20 protein-coding genes are annotated in these 18,593 nt (G+C 42.6%); 5 read left to right on the top strand and 15 right to left on the bottom strand.

Going from position 1 to position 18,593, the window contains the following annotated elements; genetic code table 11:
- Positions 1–302, bottom strand: a 302-nt coding sequence (locus FN732_RS05490; RefSeq protein WP_142933554.1) for a helix-turn-helix domain-containing protein, incomplete at its 3' end; no start/stop codon positions are given.
- A 148-nt stretch (positions 303–450) separates the two neighbouring features.
- On the opposite strand from FN732_RS05490, the gene FN732_RS05485 reads away from it, so the two are divergent.
- Positions 451–714, top strand: a complete 264-nt coding sequence (locus tag FN732_RS05485) for a hydrogenase maturation nickel metallochaperone HypA (RefSeq protein WP_142935561.1) — start codon at positions 451–453, stop codon at positions 712–714.
- A 41-nt stretch (positions 715–755) separates the two neighbouring features.
- Positions 756–1,112, top strand: coding sequence for a hypothetical protein (locus FN732_RS05480; RefSeq protein WP_185954256.1), 357 nt, complete (start codon positions 756–758; stop codon positions 1,110–1,112).
- Here the strand turns inward: FN732_RS05480 and FN732_RS05475 are convergent.
- Genes FN732_RS05475 through FN732_RS05460 form a run of 4 tightly spaced genes read right to left on the bottom strand, consistent with a single transcriptional unit; the run spans position 1,101 to position 5,570 of the window.
- Positions 1,101–1,658: a macro domain-containing protein gene (locus FN732_RS05475; protein WP_142935560.1), complete on the bottom strand. Its 558-nt coding sequence runs from the start codon at positions 1,656–1,658 to the stop codon at positions 1,101–1,103. The two genes, FN732_RS05480 and FN732_RS05475, sit on opposite strands and share 12 nt — an antisense overlap.
- Positions 1,658–2,377: a 16S rRNA (uracil(1498)-N(3))-methyltransferase gene (locus FN732_RS05470; protein ID WP_142935559.1), complete on the bottom strand. Its 720-nt coding sequence runs from the start codon at positions 2,375–2,377 to the stop codon at positions 1,658–1,660. The genes FN732_RS05475 and FN732_RS05470 overlap by 1 nt, the downstream gene beginning before the upstream one ends.
- Positions 2,377–4,839, bottom strand: a complete 2,463-nt coding sequence (locus tag FN732_RS05465; protein ID WP_142935558.1) for an ATP-dependent Clp protease ATP-binding subunit — start codon at positions 4,837–4,839, stop codon at positions 2,377–2,379. Before FN732_RS05465 ends, FN732_RS05470 begins: the two co-directional genes overlap by 1 nt.
- 20 nt (positions 4,840–4,859) lie before the next feature.
- A complete protein-coding gene (locus FN732_RS05460; RefSeq protein WP_246051342.1) occupies positions 4,860–5,570 on the bottom strand; it encodes an ABC transporter ATP-binding protein in 711 nt (236 codons plus the stop codon).
- Here FN732_RS05460 and FN732_RS05455 point away from each other — a divergent pair.
- Genes FN732_RS05455 through serA form a run of 3 tightly spaced genes read left to right on the top strand, consistent with a single transcriptional unit; the run spans position 5,553 to position 9,665 of the window.
- Positions 5,553–6,995 carry an HD domain-containing protein gene (locus tag FN732_RS05455; RefSeq protein ID WP_142935557.1) on the top strand — a complete coding sequence of 481 codons (1,443 nt, stop codon included), beginning with the start codon at positions 5,553–5,555 and terminating at the stop codon, positions 6,993–6,995. The two genes, FN732_RS05460 and FN732_RS05455, sit on opposite strands and share 18 nt — an antisense overlap.
- Entirely contained in the window at positions 6,979–8,031 is a 1,053-nt protein-coding gene (gene truD, locus FN732_RS05450) for a tRNA pseudouridine(13) synthase TruD (protein ID WP_142935556.1), read from the top strand. Before FN732_RS05455 ends, truD begins: the two co-directional genes overlap by 17 nt.
- Before the next feature lie 32 nt (positions 8,032–8,063).
- Positions 8,064–9,665, top strand: a complete 1,602-nt coding sequence (gene serA / locus FN732_RS05445) for a phosphoglycerate dehydrogenase (RefSeq protein ID WP_142935555.1) — start codon at positions 8,064–8,066, stop codon at positions 9,663–9,665.
- Here serA and ruvB read toward each other — a convergent pair.
- The 10 genes from ruvB to FN732_RS05395 are packed head-to-tail and all read right to left on the bottom strand — an operon-like array spanning position 9,655 to position 18,576.
- Positions 9,655–10,608 carry a Holliday junction branch migration DNA helicase RuvB gene (gene ruvB, locus FN732_RS05440; protein WP_142935554.1) on the bottom strand — a complete coding sequence of 318 codons (954 nt, stop codon included), beginning with the start codon at positions 10,606–10,608 and terminating at the stop codon, positions 9,655–9,657. The two genes, serA and ruvB, sit on opposite strands and share 11 nt — an antisense overlap.
- The gene (ruvA, locus tag FN732_RS05435; RefSeq protein WP_142935553.1) at positions 10,605–11,165 is read right to left on the bottom strand and encodes a Holliday junction branch migration protein RuvA; all 561 of its coding nucleotides are present in this window, start codon (positions 11,163–11,165) and stop codon (positions 10,605–10,607) included. The genes ruvB and ruvA overlap by 4 nt, the downstream gene beginning before the upstream one ends.
- Positions 11,165–11,896 carry a hypothetical protein gene (locus FN732_RS05430; RefSeq protein WP_142935552.1) on the bottom strand — a complete coding sequence of 244 codons (732 nt, stop codon included), beginning with the start codon at positions 11,894–11,896 and terminating at the stop codon, positions 11,165–11,167. The genes ruvA and FN732_RS05430 overlap by 1 nt, the downstream gene beginning before the upstream one ends.
- The gene (gene gspM, locus FN732_RS05425; protein WP_142935551.1) at positions 11,893–12,447 is read right to left on the bottom strand and encodes a type II secretion system protein GspM; all 555 of its coding nucleotides are present in this window, start codon (positions 12,445–12,447) and stop codon (positions 11,893–11,895) included. Before gspM ends, FN732_RS05430 begins: the two co-directional genes overlap by 4 nt.
- Positions 12,437–13,657, bottom strand: coding sequence for a hypothetical protein (locus FN732_RS05420; RefSeq protein WP_142935550.1), 1,221 nt, complete (start codon positions 13,655–13,657; stop codon positions 12,437–12,439). Before FN732_RS05420 ends, gspM begins: the two co-directional genes overlap by 11 nt.
- The gene (gene gspK, locus FN732_RS05415; protein ID WP_246051341.1) at positions 13,654–14,529 is read right to left on the bottom strand and encodes a type II secretion system minor pseudopilin GspK; all 876 of its coding nucleotides are present in this window, start codon (positions 14,527–14,529) and stop codon (positions 13,654–13,656) included. Before gspK ends, FN732_RS05420 begins: the two co-directional genes overlap by 4 nt.
- Positions 14,507–15,568, bottom strand: coding sequence for an S-methyl-5-thioribose-1-phosphate isomerase (mtnA, locus tag FN732_RS05410; RefSeq protein ID WP_142935549.1), 1,062 nt, complete (start codon positions 15,566–15,568; stop codon positions 14,507–14,509). The genes gspK and mtnA overlap by 23 nt, the downstream gene beginning before the upstream one ends.
- On the bottom strand, positions 15,569–16,045 hold the full coding sequence (locus FN732_RS05405) for a universal stress protein (RefSeq protein ID WP_142935548.1): 477 nt from the start codon (positions 16,043–16,045) through the stop codon (positions 15,569–15,571). It abuts the gene before it with no gap.
- Positions 16,045–16,860, bottom strand: coding sequence for a nucleoside triphosphate pyrophosphohydrolase (gene mazG / locus FN732_RS05400; RefSeq protein ID WP_142935547.1), 816 nt, complete (start codon positions 16,858–16,860; stop codon positions 16,045–16,047). The genes FN732_RS05405 and mazG overlap by 1 nt, the downstream gene beginning before the upstream one ends.
- Positions 16,861–16,884: 24 nt before the next feature.
- Positions 16,885–18,576: an oxygen-binding di-iron domain-containing protein gene (locus FN732_RS05395; RefSeq protein ID WP_142935546.1), complete on the bottom strand. Its 1,692-nt coding sequence runs from the start codon at positions 18,574–18,576 to the stop codon at positions 16,885–16,887.
- Positions 18,577–18,593: the final 17 nt, after the last annotated feature.

Here is an 18,593-nt window from a genome sequence, read left to right as displayed (position 1 = left end):
ATCTGAGGTTGTCTTACTCTGTGGGGTCTTTTGTTTCTGTCTTTGAGGCCTTCTAAACCGTACTTTTTGTATCTATTTTTCCATTTGTAGAAGGTAGTTGGACTTATTCCGAAGTATCTGCAGGTTAGTCTTGCATTTTGGTGTTTTTCGTAGTGTTGAATCCATTTAAGTCTTTTTCTCACGTTTGGGTCTTTTGTTAGGTCGAGTTTGGTTTTGATTTTCGTTCCTCTTTTGATTGTTTTTTTGAAGGGTGTATTTGATATGTGCAGGGATGTTCCTTTGAATTTCTTTAATTGTTTCATTGGTGGACACCTCCTTTTGTTGGAGTTCAAATCTTATTTTAGGGTGTCCACCTTCTTTCTGAACTTCAACACGAATCGGAGCAAACTATTGAAATTTTAATCATTAAGTAATAAATTAAAATTGAATCTAAGTTAGGAGGTACTAACTATGGAAGTAGTTCCAAAGAGAAAGTTTAAGTGTTTAGACTGTGGGCACGAGTTTGAGGAACCCTTTGGCAAACCCCGTTGGATGGTAAAGTGTCCTAAGTGTGGAAGCGAGAATATAGTTAGAGCAGATGTTCCTGCCGGACGTGGAGCAGGAAGAGGCTGGTGGTGCGGAAGAGGATTTGGTAGAGGACGTGGAGCAGGTTGGTTTGGAAGAGGCAGAGGAGCCGGAAGAGGTTGGAGATTCGGCTGGGGAGGAAGGTGGTAATCCTTCCTTCCAAACTTCTTCAATTTAAAAGAGGTTAAGATTTGAGAAGGTTGGTCTTATCTCTTTTTCTTTCTACTCTTTTCTCTTCAATTTCCTTTGCCTGCAGTAGCGACTGTTACCAATGCCACAGCAATATTCCTAAGGACAAGGAACATAAGGTTATATCTACCTGTACAAACTGCCATCCGAACCACTCTACAAAAGGAATGGACAAATGTGGTGCAGATTGTTTTGACTGCCACTCCTACAGAAAAGTAATGAGCTCTTCACCTGCCCATAGGGTAATAAAGAAGTGTGTAAAGTGCCACAAGGCTATAAAAGAGGAAAACCCTGAACTCCGAAGGAAGTTTTTAGATGAAGGAGATAGTGAAGGCGTACTAAAACTGTTAACTAATTAAATTGTTTAAATGTTTAACAAAGAGCTCCGCTGTTTTCCTATCAATATTTGTCAGGTGAACCTCTTTTAGGGATGAATTTTTCCTCTCTTTTAAGAACTTTGCAACTTCCTCAAGGATAACTTTAGTTCCCTCCTCCTTTGGATAGCCAAAAATCCCCGTGCTTATTGCCGGAAGGGCTACCGATTTTATCCCCAATTTCTCTGCAACTTCAAGAGAAGACCTTACTGCACTCCTAAGTTTTTCCTCCTCGTTTCCCTCTCCCCATACAGGACCAACCGTGTGGATTACGTACTTTGCCTTTAATTTTCCTGCTCCTGTATAGACAGCCTTACCTACGGGAACAGGACCAAACTTTTCTACAATTTTGTCACTTTCCTTCTGAATTTCGTATCCCCCCTTTCTGACGATAGCTCCAGCTACACCCCCACCGTGCCTCAACAGACTGTTTGCGGCATTTACTATTGCCTCTGTACTCTCGTTCGTTATGTCGCCTAAAACAACTTTCAGTACTTTATCTCCAATTTTTCTCTCTGCTAAAACTTCCACTATCCTAAATCCCCCCAGATAAACTGAATAATTGCCATTCCAGCAACTGCTGCAGTTTCTGCCCTAAGTATTCTCTTTCCAAGGTAGATTGGTTTAAAACCCTTCTTCTCCAAAACCTCAATTTCCTCCCTCTCAAGTCCCCCTTCAGGGCCCACTAAGAACGAAACAGAGTTCGCAGAGTATCCCTGAAAGTCCTTAAATGACTTTCCTCCCTTTTCCCATAGGACAAAGGAGAGCTCCGAATCGACCTCTACATCCTCCAATCTGATGGGAGTGCGGATTTCAGGGAGAACATTCCTTCCACACTGCTTTGCAGCATTTATCGATATCTCCCTCCACCTTCTCAACTTATTGTCCCAGTTCTTTACAAGCTGGGCAGTTGAGGAGCGCTTACAGATTACCGGAACAATTTCGGTTACGCCTAACTCTGTTACCTTTTGAACTGCAAGCTCAAACTTCTGAACCTTGTTCGTTATTCCCATAAAGAGGGTTGACTTTAAGGGACTGTCCCTGTTAACGTTTGTTTCCTCTAATATTTTCACCTTTACAGATGTTGGGGATGCTGCATCTATAACGGCTAAGTACTCCCTACCCTCACCGTCGAAAACAAATATTTCGTCTCCCTTTTTTAATCTCAAAACTTTAAGGGCATGGCGGGCCTCCTGTCCCCTCAGGAAGGCCTCGCCGTTCTTGACCCTGTCTATTTTGAACCGCCTCATTACTTAACTCCGGTTGTCTCCTTCTTCCTCTTCTTCTTCTCCCTCACTGAAATTCTTCCCTTAGGAGTTACGTCAAAAATGACTTCTCCACCTTCTGTGAACCTTCCCATGAGGATTTCGTCGGTAAGCCTGTCTTCAATGAGGTTCTGGAGAGCTCTCCTAATCGTCCTTGCCCCGTACTCCTTCCTGAACTCCTTATCAACAACGTACTCAACAAACCTGTTTGTAACGTGAACCTTTAGGTTCCTCTCTGAGAGCTCCCTGTTCAACCTTTCAACCTGTCTCCTGACAATCTCCTTAACGTCCTCTCTTGTAAGAGGATGGAAGACAACTATTCCGTCAAGCCTGTTTATAAACTCAGGCTTAAAGAACCTCTTAACCTCGTCAAGGACGTGGGACTTCATCCTCTCAAATGAACGCTCCTCCTCTTTACCGTCGCTTACCTCAAATCCCATTCCCCTCTGAGCTGAGATGAGGTGTTTAGCTCCTAAGTTACTCGTCATGATGATAATCGTATTTGTAAATGAGACTGTTCTTCCGAGTCCGTCCGTTAACCTTCCATCCTCCATAATTTGGAGGAGAATGTTTAGAACGTCTGGGTGAGCCTTCTCTATCTCATCTAAGAGAATTACGCTGTAGGGTCTTCTCCTGACTGCCTCCGTTAACTGTCCACCTTCCTCGTATCCTACGTATCCAGGAGGAGCTCCGATTAACCTCGATACTGTGTGTTTCTCCATGTACTCGGACATGTCAATTCTTACCATTGACTTCTCGTCTCCAAAGAGGTACTCTGCAAGGGCTTTTGCAAGCTCCGTCTTACCTACACCGGTTGGTCCTAAGAAGAGGAAGCTTCCAATGGGTCTGTTAACGTTAGACCTGATTCCAAGTCTTGAGCGTTTTATGGCCCTTGCTACTGCACTAACTGCCTCCTCCTGGCCGACAACCCTCTTGTGGAGCTCCGACTCCAACTTAAGTAGCTTCTCCGCCTCCTTCTCCTGCAGCTGCTGAACGGGAATTCCTGTCCAACTTGCAACTATCTCCTCTACCTTTGATTCATCAATAATCGTTTTCTGTGAGGCCCTTTCGTTTCTGCTCTTTCTCCTAACCTCCTCAAGTTCCGCCATGAGACGGAGCTCCATCTGCTTGTACTCGTGAGCTCTCTCGTACTCTGCCATTGTAAGGGCCTCTTCCTTCATAGCCCTTACCTTTTCAATTTCCTCCTCTATCTCCTTTTCTTTTGTGTTTTTTGCACTAATTTCAAGCTGGGCTTTTGCCCCTGCCTCATCAATTATGTCTATCGCCTTATCGGGAAGTTTCCTGTCGTTTATGTACCTGACAGAAAGTTTTACAGCCCTCTCTATTGCACCGTCAGTTATTATGACGTTGTGGAACTCCTCAAACTTTTTCCTCAAACCTTTGAGTATTTCTATCGTATCCTCTATGGATGGTTCCTCAACCATCACAGGCTGGAATCTCCTTTCAAGAGCTCCGTCCTTTTCGATGTGCTTTCTGTACTCATCTATAGTTGTAGCCCCAATTACCTGAATCTCTCCCCTTGAAAGTGAGGGTTTCAGGATGTTTGATGCATCCATTGAGCCCTCTGCAGCTCCGGCTCCAACCAACGTGTGAATTTCGTCGATAAAGAGGATAACGTTTCTGTTGTTCTCAAGCTCTTTAACAATTGCCTTTAACCTCTCCTCAAACTGACCACGGTACTTTGTCCCTGCAACCAATGAGGCCATATCAAGAGAAACAATCCTCTTATCCTTTAGCTTCTCCGGAACGTCTCCCTTTGCAATTTTGATTGCCAGGCCTTCAACAATTGCAGTTTTACCCACTCCGGGCTCTCCAATGAGAACGGGGTTGTTCTTCCTCCTTCTTGCAAGGATATGGGTGACTCTCTCTATCTCCCTCTCCCTTCCTATAACGGGGTCTAACTTCCCTTCCCTTGCAAGTTTCGTTAAATCCCTTCCGAACTTATCAAGGTTTGGTGTGTCAGACTTCCTTGAGGATTTCTTCTCGTTTGTAATTCCCCTTAAGAGGTTAGAAACCTCACGTCTCAGTGTGTAGTGGTCCAAACCGTAACTTCTAAGTATCCTGCCTGCAAGACCTAACTTTTCCTTTGCAAGAGCTATAAATAGGTGTTCGGGGCCAACGTAGGCATGGCCTAAAATCTTTGACTCCTCAAGGGCGTGTTCCAATACCCTTCTTGCCTCTGTTGAAAATGTTATTGTGTTTATATCAACGTCGTAGGTGGCAGGTTGAACCTGAGAAATTATGATTTCCTGAATTCTTGGCTTTGAGATGTTGTACTTTGATAGAATTTGATTTGTAATTTCATCATCCCTTAAAAGGGCAAGAAGAATATGTTCAGTTCCAAGTTTTTCACACCTTAGAGCAACGGCCTGTTCTTTAGCGTTGATTATAATTTTCCTTGCCTTTTGCGTAAATCTTTCAAACATAAACTCTCCTTAAATTTGGTTTAAGAAACTATTACTCCATCCTTTATAAAGTATATTCTATCTGCGTAAGTTTCCAGCTCCCTGTTGTGTGTAGCTATGAGGAACGTGGTGCCAAGTTCCCTGTTGAGCTCCTTCATGAGGGAGAGCACAGAGTGGGAGGCCTGAGAATCAAGGTTTCCGGTTGGCTCATCTGCAAGAACAACTTCAGGGTTGGTGACGAGAGCCCTTGCTACTGCTGCTCTCTGCTTCTCTCCTCCAGAAACCTCAAACGGTTTGTGAGATAATCTATGTCCAAGTCCTACAGATTTCAATACCTCCTCCGCTCTAATCCTTGCCTCCCTTTCAGAAACTCCTCCTATCAGTAGAGGAACCATCACGTTTTCGAGGAGGGAGAGCTCCCCTATCAAGTAGTGAAACTGGAATACAAAGCCTACTTTTCTGTTCCTAAATGTTGCAATCTCCCTTTCAGGGAGTGTAAAAATTTCCCTCTCCCTGTAGTAAACCTTTCCTTCCGTCGGTCTGTCAAGGGTTCCTAAGATGTGTAGGAGGGTGGACTTTCCCGAACCTGATGCCCCCATCAAAAGGGAAAACTCCCCCTCTTTTAGTGATATATTTACCCCTTTGAGGGCTACTACTTCATCGCTCTCCGTTTTGTAAACTTTTACTAAGTTTTCTGCCCTTAGAATTTCCAAAACGACCTCCAAGGAGAATTTATGGAGAAGAGAGTTCATAAGTTAACCTTCTACCATCCTAAGTTAGAAAGGATATCGGAGTGTTTCAATTCCTGCTACATAGTTGGAGGATTTGTTAGGGATAGGCTCCTAGGGATTAGGAAGGAATTTACGGACATTGACCTTGTAACCTCAGATGATTTAGAAAGAATTGTTAAGTGTATAGGCGAAAGGTTAAAGAGAAAGCCCTTCTCATTTGAAAGGGAAAAGAGGGTATTTTCGTTCGTTGGCGATTACTTCAGGATTGACGTCTCTAACCTCTGGGGGGGGAGCATTGAGGAGGATTTAAGGAAGAGGGACTTTACAATAAACGCAATAGGGGTTGACTTCAGGGAGCTCTTCCTTCCGTTTAACGATGATGTCCTCTTGATTGACCCGACCGGCGGATTTGAGGATTTACAGAAGGGGTTAATAAGGCCTGCCTACGAAACCTCAATTTCTGACGACCCTGTAAGAATTGTTAGAGGAGTAAGGTTTAGAGTTCAGCTCGATTTTAGTTACCACAGTTCCTTTATCGAGCAGTCAAAGGGAAAGGAGAGGGAGCTCTCAGAGTCCCCCGTTGAAAGGGTGAGGGAGGAGCTTTTAAAAATCCTAAGAAGCGAAAAGTTCTCAATGGCTTTAAGGGACTTTGACAGCTTGGAGGTTTTTTACGGAATATTTGGGGAACTTTCAGGAATTGAGAAAATTCCGCCCTCTGGGCTCCACCAGTACAATCTAAAGGAGCATACACTGAAAACTGTTGAGCTCTTGGAGGAATACGTTTTCAAAAAAGCAGGTGAAATTTTGGGTGAGCTTTCAAGCTCTTTAGGTTCAATCGAACTTATTCCAAACTTCTCTGATAGGGAGTGCCTAAAGTTAACTGCCCTCTACCACGATGTTGGTAAACCCTTAACTGTTAAGGAGATAAACGGAAGATTGACCTTTTACAACCACGATAAGGTAGGAGCCGAAATTACAAAGGGAGCTCTACTAAGGCTTGGATTTGGCAAGAAGGCAGGGAGGATGGGGTTTATCGTCGTGAGAAACCATCTTAGGCCTTTTTTCCTGTACGACCTTTACAGAAAGGGGAATCTGACGGAGAGGGCAATTTACAGGCTCTTCAGGGATACAAGGGAGTACTTCCTCCATACTCTTCTCCTTTCAGTTGCAGACTTTGGAGCTACATCTGAGGAAATGTTCAAGAAACTCCTCGAATACGAGAAGTTTGTAAAGTACTTAGTTCAATTCTACAGGGAGAGACTGATGAATTTAAAACCTCTCCTTTCAGGAAGGGAAATAATGGAGATAAAGGGATACGATAGACCCAACAGGTGCGTTGGAGTTATTAAGGAGAAACTTTTAGAGCTCCAGGCAGTTGGAAAGGTGAAAACGAAGGAGGAAGCGATTTCTGTAGTTTTAGGGATGAACTGTGAGGATAAAGTTTAAACCAGAAGATTTTAAAGTCGAGGAAATTTTGTCCGAAAAACCCTCTAATGAAGGTAGTTACAGGGCATACCTCCTTAAAAAGAGGGGACTTGAAACAGAGGAGGCACTCAGGAGAATTTCAAAATTAAGCAGAGTTCCATTAAGGGAAATTTCCTACGGTGGAAAAAAGGACAAGAATGCAGAAACACTCCAGTATATTTCAGTTCCTAAGAAATTTAGGCTTAGAGAAATCAAAGAGAAAAATCTCTCACTTTCTGAGGTCGGCTTCCTTAAAAAAAGCGTGAGAGAGGTTGTCTTAGGAAACAGGTTTGAAATCTTGGTAAGGGATACCTTTAAAATTGACGGAGAAAGGTTAAGAATCTTAAAGGATATCGGCATTCCCAACTACTACGGAGAGCAGAGGTTTACATCCTCAAGAAAAGGGAAGCTCTTCGTCCAGCTTTTAGACGAACTGGAGGAGGCACTGAAGTTTCTGTTTCAACCTGCGGGATTTGAAAACTCAAGGGAGAGGAGGGGAAAGAGGCTATTTTTGGAAAGGAACTATGAGGGAGCTCTGACCTACTTAAGAGGCTGGAGGAAAAGAGTAGCAGAGTTCTTGCTAAAGGGAGGAGATTTAAAGAAGGCCTTCCGTTTAATTCCAAAGAGCGAAATTGAGTTCCAAATCAACGTCCTTCAGAGTTTTATGTTCAACGAAAAACTAAGGGAAATCATTGAAGGGAGTAACGTTGAAACGTTCAAGTTAAAGTACAGAATGGGAGAGCTCCTTTATCCAAAGGAGAAGATAGAGGTTCCTGGAGAAATTCCATCCTACATTCCATTTTCAAAAGAGTACAGTGAAATTGTAGAGAGAATTCAACTAAACGAAAAATCTCTGAAAAATTACATTTCACTCTTTCACAGATTCAAGAGAAGAACAATGGTAAAGCCTAAAAACTTCCACTTTGAATTAAAGGGTGAAGGCCTCCTTCTAAAATTTGAACTTCCTAAAGGGAGTTATGCAACAAACATTCTAAGGTTTCTCTTCAATGCAGTATAATCTTTTGCCCTAACGAAAGATAGGAGGAAAAAATGGAAAAGTTCAAAATTCTCATAACTGAACATATAGCAGAGCCCGGGATAGAGCTCCTAAGAAAGCAGCCGGACGTTGAACTGACATACGACCCTGAGCTCTTTAGAAACTTTGAAAGGATTTTGGAGATAATCCCAGAGTACGATGCGCTTATTACAAGGAGCGGTACTCCTGTGACGGAGGAGCTCCTTGAGAGGAGGAAAAAGTTAAAGGTCGTAGGAAGGGCAGGCGTTGGTGTTGACAACATAGACCTTGAAGCAGCCTCAAGGAGAGGAATCTTAGTAGTAAACGCTCCTACGGGAAACACACTTGCAGCGACGGAACACACAATGGGAATGATGATTTCGGCTGCAAGGCTCATTCCCTACGCCCACAAATCCCTCAAAGAGGAGAGGAAGTGGGACAGAAAGAAGTTTATGGGTGTTGAGCTTGCAGGGAAAACGTTAGGAATAATCGGATTCGGAAGGATAGGCTCAAGGGTCGGTATAAGGGCAAAGGCCTTTGACATGAAGGTTATTGCATACGACCCCTACATAAAGAGGGAAAAGGCAGAGAGGTTGGGGGTTGAGCTTGTTGACGATTTAGAGGAGCTCCTCCGCCGCTCAGACATCATAACTGTTCACACTCCGCTGACAGATGAGACGAGAAACATGATTACGAAGAGGGAAATTGAGAAGATGAAGGATGGTGTAATCCTCCTCAACATTGCAAGGGGAGGAATAATTAATGAAAGGGACCTCTACGAAGCCCTTGTAAGCGGAAAGGTTAGGGCTGCAGCTGTCGATGTATTTACAAAGGAACCTGCAACGGACAACATCCTCTTAGATGCTCCAAACATTATTGTTACACCCCACATAGGTGCAAACACATTTGAATCACAGACAAACGTTGCCGTGATAATCGCTAATCAGGTTCTATCTGCTTTAAGGGGAGAGGAGGTTGAGTTTGCAGTTAATGCTCCATTTGAGGACACTGCTGCAGCAAAGGTTTTAAAGCCGTTTATGGAGCTTGCAGAAAAACTTGGAACGTTTGCCGTTCAGGTAGCCTGCTCAAGGGCAAAGGAGATTGTTCTTGAATTTAGGGGGGATTTAGGAGAGGACCTTAAACCCCTAACAACTGCATTTTTAAAGGGATTTCTACAAAAGGTTGTGGACATTCCGGTTAACTTGATAAATGCTCCATTTTTGGCAAAGGAGAAGGGGATTTCAGTTGTTGAGGTGAAGAGGGAGGAGGGAATAAACTTTAAAAAGCTCATAAAGGTTATCTGCAGAGGAAAAAGTGGAGAGGAGTTTACGGTTTCCGGAACCGTTATGGACGATACGTTCCCTAAGATAGTTGAAATAAACGGATTTCTCTTTGACCTCACTCCTGAAGGGAAACTTCTACTGATTAAGAACTTTGACGTTCCCGGAGTTATAGGAAAGTTGGGTTCAATTTTAGGAAAGTACAGCGTAAACATTGCAGGATTTCAGTTGGGTAGAACGGAGAAGGGGAAGGAGGCTAAGGGAGTAATTTTGGTTGACGATGACGTTCCTGAGGAAGCTCTAAATGAAATAAGGGAAATTCCGGAGATATTAGAGGTTAAACAGATTAATCTCTAAAGAGTGAGGGCTGGTAGGTTTTTCCTATGACCTCCAGCCCCTTTTCCGTTATTTTCCTTCCCCTTGGGGTCCTCACGATAAGTCCCATCTCAATTAGGTAGGGTTCGTGGACGTTTTCTATCGTATCTGTATCCTCGTTCAAAACGGAGGAGAGGGTACCTATTCCGACTGGGCCTCCATTGAACTTTTCAGCTATCGTTTCAAGGATTTTTCTGTCAAGTCTGTCAAGCCCCAATTCGTCTATGCCTAATTCCTCTAAAACCTTCCTAACTCCATCCTCATCTACAATCCTCCAGCCGTGAACCACAGAGTAGTCCCTGATTCTCTTTAGAATCTGGAGGAGAATCCTCGGTGTTCCCCTTCCACAACCTGAAACTAATTTGAGAGCTCCTCCAGTGAACGATATCCCCAACTTCTTAGAAGCAGAGCGGGCAATTTCCTCCATCTCCTCCTTAGAGTAGAGCTCCAGTCTGCAGATTATCCCAAACCTTGAACGGAGGGGAGGGGTTAGTAAGTTTAACCTCGTTGTTGCCCCAACAAGTGTAAACTTAGGGAGCTCTATAGTTACTGCTGTTGCTCTGCTCCCTGTAACGATGTCAACTTTAAAGTCCTCCATTGCAGAGTAGAGGGTCTCCTCTACTGCCCTGTTTAGCCTGTGAATCTCATCTATGAAGAGAACGTCCCCCTCGTTCAGCGTAGTGAGTAAACCTAAAAGGTCTCCCTTCCTCTCAATCGTTGGAGCAGAGACAACCTTGATTTCGGCGTTAAGCTCGTTTGCAATTATGTGAGAGAGGGTGGTTTTACCCGTTCCCGGAGGACCGTAGAAGAGAACGTGGTCTAAGGGCTCTCCTCTTATCTTTGCAGACTCAACTGCAACCTTTAAAACCCTCTTTGCACTCTCCTGTCCTAAAAACTCTTCAAAGCTCTTAGGTCTCTCTATCAACCTCTATTCCCTGAAAGGTGTTTAAGTGCCTCCTTAACTGCATCCTCAGTTCTCATTCCCCTTAAATTTATGCCCTTAAGTGAACTCAAGATTTCTCCCTTCTTATAACCTAAGGAGAGAAGAACCTCGTAGACCTCAACAGGTATTGAAACCTCTCCTTCAAACTTTCCAGAGAGCTCATTGATAATCCTCGCAGAAAGTTTCTTTCCAAGGCCCGGAACTGATGAGAGGAGCTCTACATCCCTTGTTTTGAAAATCTCATAGAGCTCCTCAGGAGAGAACGTGGACAGAACTGATAGTGCTATTTTGCTTCCAACCTTCGGTATTTTGAGGAGCTCCCTGAATATCTCCCTCTCCTCTAAGGTTTTAAATCCGTAGAGAATCGGGGTTCCTTCGGGTGGAAAAACCGGTTCAACAAAGAGGCCAACTTCCTCCCCTTCCTCCACCTCGTTTAAAGTATGAGTTGGAACGTGAACCTTAAAACCTATTCCACCGGTAAGTAGGGATATTGAGTCTAAGTACTTTTTAAAGACAACTCCCCTTAGAAAGTCAAACATCAGAAGAACCTTAACGAATTGGGATTTCCCTGAACTCTGAAGTTAAACCTCTTTCCCTTCAAGTTTCCCGTCTTTAACTTAACTGAAACTCTAAAGCTCAGATAGCTTTTATTCAAATTTCTTAGATTAACAGATATACCTCCATTAACGCTAACGTCTGCATCCTTCCCAGAGAGCTCTCCAAATACCTTAAGGTAGTTCTTTCCCGACACTCTGTAGTTTATATCCCCACTACCCAAGCTGAGAAATTTGTAGGAGATTAACCCCAAGTTGAGATTCTCCAAGTTAAGACCACTCAAATTGAAAGTTCCCCTTCCTCCTCTTAGAAATCCTTTTTCAAAGAGTAAGTTTCCACTACCGTTTAGAGCTCCTTTTACCTTAACGTCAGATTTTAAAGGGCACCTATCTAACTTTAGACCTTCTAAGTGGAAATTAACGTTTGTGAGCTTTCTGTTAAAACCAACCTCCAACTTACCTGAGCATAGGTTTCCAAGAACTTTAAAGTCTTTAAAACTCAAGCTCGGTTTAAAAACTATGTTTTCTATTTTAATTCCATTTAACCTAACCTCTTTGGCTGTAAATTCAGGAGGGAAGTGGTGGAATGTTAACTCCTTTGGATATATCCCCTCTTCCTGTAAAACTCCTAAAGCAATTCTCTCAAAGGGAAAGGTTAGGTAGAGTGAAATGAGGAAAAACAGGACAAAGAGGAGAGCTCCACCCAATTTCCTCATTTGACTCTCCTAAAGAAGAGAAAGGTAACCTTTCCTGAAACCAAGCCGTCCCCATCAAAGTCGGAAACGGAGATGCTATCGGACTTAAAGTAGTAGGAGCTCCTTTCAAGGGAGTTTATGAACCTCGTAACCTTATTAAGCTCAACCTGACTGAACTTAACCAAAACCTTGTCCCTTTCGTAGTCTTCGTACGTTTCCCCCGGTTGAATTTGAACCTTATCAATCCTTAAACCAACCATCCTGCTGACCGTTTTTAGGAATGATGGAACGTCAAGGTTTGCTCCCCTTCTCAACTTCTCCTCAATCGGCTTTAGCTCCCTCTTTAAACAGTAGAGCTCCTCAACCTGGGACTTAAGGTTCGAAGTCTTTTTAATCAGAAGTTCCTTTCTCCTCTCGTACGTTTCCTTTTGGCTAAGAATCGGAACTAAGACGATAAGAACGTAGAGAAAGACGATTAAAAGGGGAACTCCTACTGCAATAACTCCCTTTTCCCTGTCCGAAAGTGATGAGAAGTACTCAAAAAAAAGCTCCTTTAGTCTATCAAGTTCCACCTTTTACCTCTAAGAGAATGGTGAATGAAATTCCAGATTTTCCCTGCTTTTCCGTCGAAAGTGAAACCTTTGAAAAGCTCCTCTTTAGATTTTCAACGAACTTGCCCAACGAGGAATCGCTGTCGGCTTTTCCCTTAAGTTTAAAGGACATTGAGGATACTCCCCCCTCAAGGGAAAAAACGTTAATTCCGGAAACGACAGACTTTGAAATTCTGTCGATGTAAAAGAGAATGGAGGGAGTATCGATTCCTAAAAATTCTGAGATTTTCTCCAAGCTCTCAAGTTTCTGAGGAACCTGTATCTCCGGAGCGAGAACTCTCTCCCCTAAAATTTTTGATAACTCTCTGTTAAGACTCCTCTTTAGGTTTAAGTAATCCCTCTTGGCCGTTAAGAGGTTCAAAACCTCGGAGGCAGTTATCAGGGATAGTGAGAGGATAACGGAGACCGATGCAAACAACAGAGACCTCTTATTCTTCTGTAGAAACTCCGATGACAGGAGGGAAGCACTCTTAAAGTAGGCCTTACAGGGAAATTTCCTGAATTTGTAGAGTCCGTAGGCGTTTAAGTAGAGGGGAGTTTTATCTCCAAAGGGCTCCAATTCAGGAACTGTAAAGTTCGTTATCTCCTTTAGAGCTCCCCTGAACTCCTCAGAGAGAGCTCCACCTCCAGACAGGAAAACCTCTCCCTTTAAGAGTTCTCTTAAAAATGAAAGGTCGGATTTATAGTAGTCAAATCCTCCCCTTAAAATTTCACATCCCTTTATTACTCCATCTAAAACATTCACAACAGCAATCTTTCCCTTTCCTGCATCTATGAGAGTAAAGGTATCTGTAAAGTTTAGGAGAATGGCGTTAACCCCTCCCAAAATATCAACGGTAACCTGGGAGTGAGAGAGGAGCTCCTCGGGAATTCTGTTAAAGGCCTCCTTCTTTTCAACGAATATTAAAAATCTGCAGCCGTTTTCTACCCTTTCCGTTGAGCAGAATGCAACCGAAACTTTATCGGTATCCACAGAGAGCTCCAACGAGATGTCGTTCAGAATAATTTTCTTGAGCTTACTTCCCCTGCAAATTGGATATTCCGAAAACTTAACAAAAACCTCTGAGGATGAGAGGCCAAGGTTAAAAACGTTCCCCTTGGGAATTCCCTCCCCGAAATTTTCACCGTCAAACCACTTTATTAGAGAGCTCCCAAAGTCAACTCCTATCATTCAACAACCTTCCATTCAAGGATTTTTCCTCTACTTGTAAAAGCCCTTACAACCGAAGTAGAATCTCCGTACGATGAAGTTACATCAATCTCAAAGAAGTCGCACCTGTTTGTTATGAGAGGTAGAATTTCGTAGTAGAGCTCCTTGTCCATTCCTGCAATTTCCCTTAGGTCCTCCAACTTCTTTATCGGACGGGCTTCAATTATACTATCGGCAATATCCTCTGTCATTCTATCTGAAAGTGACATTAGGAGCTCCTTTGGAGCTGAGTTAACGTTTATCTTCCCACTACCGTAAACTGTTAGGTATTTTTTTAGTTTTTTAACAACGCTCTCAGAAAAACCCTTAACGTAGTAAATTTCCCCCAAACTCTTTAACGGGGCATTTGAGGGTTTGTATCCTAAGGATTCGTAGTAGTAACTCTCTGCACCATAGAGAGAGGGTGTACTATCCCTGTCTATCCAGTCCTTGAGGCAGTCTAAGAACTCTCCATTAACTCCTAAATTTTGGAACAACCTCTTAGCGACGTTGTAGTACCTCTTATCGGTTATCCTGTTTACGTTTAGCTTACCACATTCGTCGGAGATGTTAATCGAAACAAAGATTCCCCTGTAGTTGTAGGAGATTGGTTTAGCCCAGTCATCACCTACGCCGTCGTATCCGTTATTGTCCTCTCTTAAAAACTTGAGGGCAATCTTCACAGCCGAAACGGCAGCATGGTAGGAAACCGTGTAGTCCCTTAAGCTTTCCGTTTTTTTGAAGTTTGAACTTGAAAGGTAAAAGATTGAAATGAGAAAGGCCGAAACGGCCGCAACCATTGAGAGGACTATAAGGAGAACAATTCCTCTTCTACTCCTTCTCAAAGAACTCAACTATCGTTTCCTCGTTAGGAGAGACTATGACTCCCTTTTCCGTAATAATCCCAGTTATGTTTTCATGGGGGGTTACATCAAATGCAGGATTCTTTACCTTTGCTCCATAGGGAGCAATTCTACAGTCCCTGCAGTGACAGTAGAGAACCTCATCTGGATTTCTCTCCTCTATAGGAATCTCAACTCCACTGTCTATTGAGAGGTCAAATGTTGACGTTGGAGCTGCTACATAGAAAGGTATTCCGTGCTCCTTTGCAAGAACCGAAAGCGTGTAGGTACCAATCTTGTTTGCCGTATCGCCGTTTCTTGCAACTCTATCAGCTCCAACTATAACGCAGGTTATTTCACCTAAGGACATGAACCAACCTGCCATACTGTCTGTAATTAAGTAGTAGGGAATTCCCTCCTGCTGGAGCTCCCAAGCAGTTAACCTTGCCCCTTGGAGGTAAGGCCTCGTTTCATCAACAAAAACTGTAATTTCCTTGCCCAGTTCAACTGCTGCTCTTACAACTCCCAAAGCCGTTCCGTATCCTGCAGTTGCCAGAGCTCCAGTATTACAGTGAGTTAAAATTACCTCTCTTGAGGAAAGAAGCTCAGCTCCAAAGTAACCAATCTTTCTGTTCGTTTCAACGTCCTGCCTTTCAATACTTATAGCTTCCGTTTCAAGGGCTTGAACTATATCAGAAATATCCGAACCAGCGTTAATAATTTTCTTCATTCTCCTTAAAGCCCAAAAGAGATTGACGGCAGTAGGTCTCGTCGCAGCAAGCCTGTTTACTATTACTTCAAGTTTTGCCTTAAACTCAACGTAATTTTTTGCCTCTCCTGTTAGTTCCTTGGCTCCCAGAACTACACCGTAGGCGGCTACAACACCAATTGCAGGAGCTCCCCTCACTACCATATCCTCAATGGCCTTGGCCACACATTCGTAAGTCGTACACTCTATCCACTCCTCCTTTAATGGAAGCTTTCTCTGGTCTAAAAGGAGGAGAGATTTACCGGTCCACTTTAAAGGCCTTATGTCCTTTATCCTTTTCATCTAATCCTCCACCTTCTTAACAACTAAAACCGGACACTTAGCATCCCTTATAACTGCCTTTGCTGTGCTTCCCATCTCCAGGATTCTCTCTATAATTCCCTTTCCATGGTATCCGATTACAATAACGTTAACCTTTTCCTCCTCAGCAACCCTAACAATTTCACTCTTTGGGTCTCCAACTGTCATAATCGTCTTTACAGAAAATCCACATCCCTTAAGTTCCTTTTCAGTTTCTTTAAGCATCTCCTCGTGTTTCTTAAGAATGGCCTTCTCTATTTCGGGTATGTGAGCATAAATAGTGGCAACGTCCAGAGCAAAAGGGTCGTCAAACTGAGGAAGTGAAAACTCAAGGGGATGAATAACATGAAGGACAACAACCTCTTTTGCATTTGCCTCCTTTAGCTTCTTAACGTACTCCTTTGAAACCTCTGCAAGCTCTGAAAAATCGGTCGGGTATAAAATTTTTCTAAAGAGCATTACTCCTCCTCTTGTATTTTTGAAATCTTATCAACTGTTTCCCTTCTCTTTGCCTCCTGCCAGAGCTCCTCCATCTCATCAATGTTCATTTCTTTTAAGTTCTTTCCCAACTCCTTTGCCATTCTTTCCATAAATCTGAATCTCTCCTCAAACTTCCTGTTTGCCTTCCTTAGAGCTATCTCAGGATGAATTCCTAAGAACCTTGAAAGGTTAACAGCCATAAAGAGGAAGTCCCCTACTTCTTCCTCTAACTTTTCTCTGTTTCCTTTTTCCAACTCCCTTTCAATTTCGGAGAGCTCCTCTAATAACTTCTCCTTTATACCTTTAAAGCTCTTCCAGTCAAAGCCAACCTTTTCAGCCCTCTTCTGGAGTTTGTAAGCTTTCTCCAGTGCAGGAAGTGAATTAGGAATTCCATCCAAGATGCTTTCCCTTTTCTTTCCTTCCTTCTCCTTTAACTTCTCCCACTCCCTGTTAACGTCCTCTTCACTTCTTATATCGGTTCTGTCTCCAAAAACATGGGGATGTCTTCTTACGAGCTTTTTAGCAATCGAATCAATGACATCGTCTATACTAAAACTTCCCCTTTCCTTAGCAATCTGTGAGTGAAAAACAACCTGAAGAAGGAGGTCTCCCAACTCCTCCTTTAGTTCCTCATCGTTTCCCTTTTCAACTGCATCAACAACTTCGTAAGTTTCCTCAATGAGATAGGGAAGAAGGGATTTATGAGTCTGCTTCCTATCCCAAGGACACCCCTCTGGAGAGCGGAGTTTCTCCATTATGGAGATTAAGTCTTTAAACGAGTACTTCTCCTTCATCTAATTTAACCTCAGAACAAAGAATTACTTACAGATAACCCTGTCCCTTCCGCTTCTTTTTGCTTCGTACAGGTTCTCGTCAGCCCTCTTTATAAATTCCTCTATCGACATAGAGTCCCTATACTCGGTTACACCAACACTTACGGTAACCTTCAAACTCCTATTTTCCGACTTACAGAATACATGCTCCTTTATCTGCTCTCTAACCTTCTCTAACTTTTTACATGCATCATGAAGAGTACTAAAGGGCATAACAACAACAAACTCCTCTCCACCGTACCTTGCAACACAGTCATTTGCCCTAAAACTGTGGGATAAAATACTTGAGAGCTCCTTTAAAACACAGTCACCAATTAAATGGCCGTAGGTATCGTTAATTCGTTTGAAGAAATCAATATCAATGACAGCAAGGGAAATAGGAAATCCGTGCTCCTTAGATTTAGGTATCATTTCTTCTAGGTAACTAAACAGGTAATTTCTGTTGTACAGTTTTGTTAATGGGTCAGTTATGGCCTTTTTCAAAAGGAGCTCCTTCTCCTCCTCTAAAAGCTCAAAAGTTATTTTTCTCTCAAAACTTGCTGCTAAAGGATACTTAACGTGTTTTATTAAAAGCCTAAGGAACTCCCTTTCAAACTGACTTAGTTCCTTGTTTTTAAAAATGAAGATTAAACGTCCTATCTTCTTATCGGTTTCGAGAGCCTCCTCCCAGGAAAATCCTTCTCCCTTTTCTAATTCACTAAGGTTCAGTTCTTTCAAGGTCTTTTCATTTATAGAATCCTCAGTTATCTCTATCTTTAGGAATTTTCCATTTTTTAGTCTTTCGCTAACTACTACAATCCTTTCAACGGGAATTTCCTCCTTCAACGTTAGGAATAGGAACCTCAAGATATCGGCAAACTCCGATGATGAGAGAATCTTCTTAAACAGAGTTTTAAGCTTTTCGTCTAACTTCTGTAAAAGTCCTATATCTGAAACCTTTTCATCTAAAAGATACAGTCCACAGTCTAAATCTCTCAACCGTTTGACTACTCTATCAATCATATCCTTCTTTATGATACTTCCATGCTGAGGGGCTATTACTTCAGGGTTCTTCTCGGTAATTCTGTCTAAGGCGTAGTTCAGAATGTGTCTACTTGGCATGTAGTGTTTGTGAAAGAGCTCCACTCCCTTGTAGTACTCCTCATCATCAACAGCAAACAGGAAAAACTTGTCCGAAATGGCTCCAAATATATCGCTGGAAAACAAAACTTTTGTTTTTTTATCAAAAGTACAAAAAGCCCCTGGAAAGTGAGCATAGGGAGTGAAAATAAATTCAAGTTCTCTATCACCGGCTTTGAGTTTCCAATCTTGTTTGTCTATTAGGTAGAAAGGCGTTTTCCACATGTAGTGTTTCAAAAGAACCTTTGTACGCCAGTGAGTAACGATAAATCTCTGTTGGTTTTTAGGAAAAAGGGACTCAAGGGTATGATAACATCCTGTGATGTCTGGGTCCTGATGGTGCATTATTATGTACTTTATATTTCTGAGAGTTGTTAATTTAAAAATCTTTTCAAGAACCACAGGGAAAGTTATCATACTTCCGGGGTCAATTAGGATACTCTCCTCTCCGTTCCTTATTAAATAGACGTGGCACTGGAATGGGTCGTTTGGAACGTAATAACCAACCCAAAAAACATCCTCGGCAAGTTCAAAAGGCTGAGAAAGGTCAATATCCATGGAATACTCCAAACTTT

This window comes from Balnearium lithotrophicum (genome assembly GCF_900182585.1).
GTDB classification, from domain to species: Bacteria; Aquificota; Aquificia; order Desulfurobacteriales; family Desulfurobacteriaceae; genus Balnearium; species Balnearium lithotrophicum.
Note: the sequence above shows the minus strand (reverse complement) of the source record. Positions and strands in the feature narration are given on the sequence as shown.

What these genes read in the sequence shown, in the direction of transcription:
- FN732_RS05485 (WP_142935561.1), top strand. Translation starts at nt 451, where the DNA reads ATGGAAGTAGTTCCAAAGAGAAAGTTTAAGTGTTTAGACTGTGGGCAC.
- FN732_RS05470 (WP_142935559.1), bottom strand. Translation starts at nt 2,377, where the DNA reads ATGAGGCGGTTCAAAATAGACAGGGTCAAGAACGGCGAGGCCTTCCTG.
- FN732_RS05465 (WP_142935558.1), bottom strand. Translation starts at nt 4,839, where the DNA reads ATGTTTGAAAGATTTACGCAAAAGGCAAGGAAAATTATAATCAACGCT.
- FN732_RS05455 (WP_142935557.1), top strand. Translation starts at nt 5,553, where the DNA reads ATGGAGAAGAGAGTTCATAAGTTAACCTTCTACCATCCTAAGTTAGAA.
- FN732_RS05460 (WP_246051342.1), bottom strand. Translation starts at nt 5,570, where the DNA reads ATGAACTCTCTTCTCCATAAATTCTCCTTGGAGGTCGTTTTGGAAATT.
- serA (WP_142935555.1), top strand. Translation starts at nt 8,064, where the DNA reads ATGGAAAAGTTCAAAATTCTCATAACTGAACATATAGCAGAGCCCGGG.
- ruvA (WP_142935553.1), bottom strand. Translation starts at nt 11,165, where the DNA reads ATGTTTGACTTTCTAAGGGGAGTTGTCTTTAAAAAGTACTTAGACTCA.
- FN732_RS05430 (WP_142935552.1), bottom strand. Translation starts at nt 11,896, where the DNA reads ATGAGGAAATTGGGTGGAGCTCTCCTCTTTGTCCTGTTTTTCCTCATT.
- FN732_RS05420 (WP_142935550.1), bottom strand. Translation starts at nt 13,657, where the DNA reads ATGATAGGAGTTGACTTTGGGAGCTCTCTAATAAAGTGGTTTGACGGT.
- mtnA (WP_142935549.1), bottom strand. Translation starts at nt 15,568, where the DNA reads ATGAAAAGGATAAAGGACATAAGGCCTTTAAAGTGGACCGGTAAATCT.
- FN732_RS05405 (WP_142935548.1), bottom strand. Translation starts at nt 16,045, where the DNA reads ATGCTCTTTAGAAAAATTTTATACCCGACCGATTTTTCAGAGCTTGCA.
- mazG (WP_142935547.1), bottom strand. Translation starts at nt 16,860, where the DNA reads ATGAAGGAGAAGTACTCGTTTAAAGACTTAATCTCCATAATGGAGAAA.
- FN732_RS05395 (WP_142935546.1), bottom strand. Translation starts at nt 18,576, where the DNA reads ATGGATATTGACCTTTCTCAGCCTTTTGAACTTGCCGAGGATGTTTTT.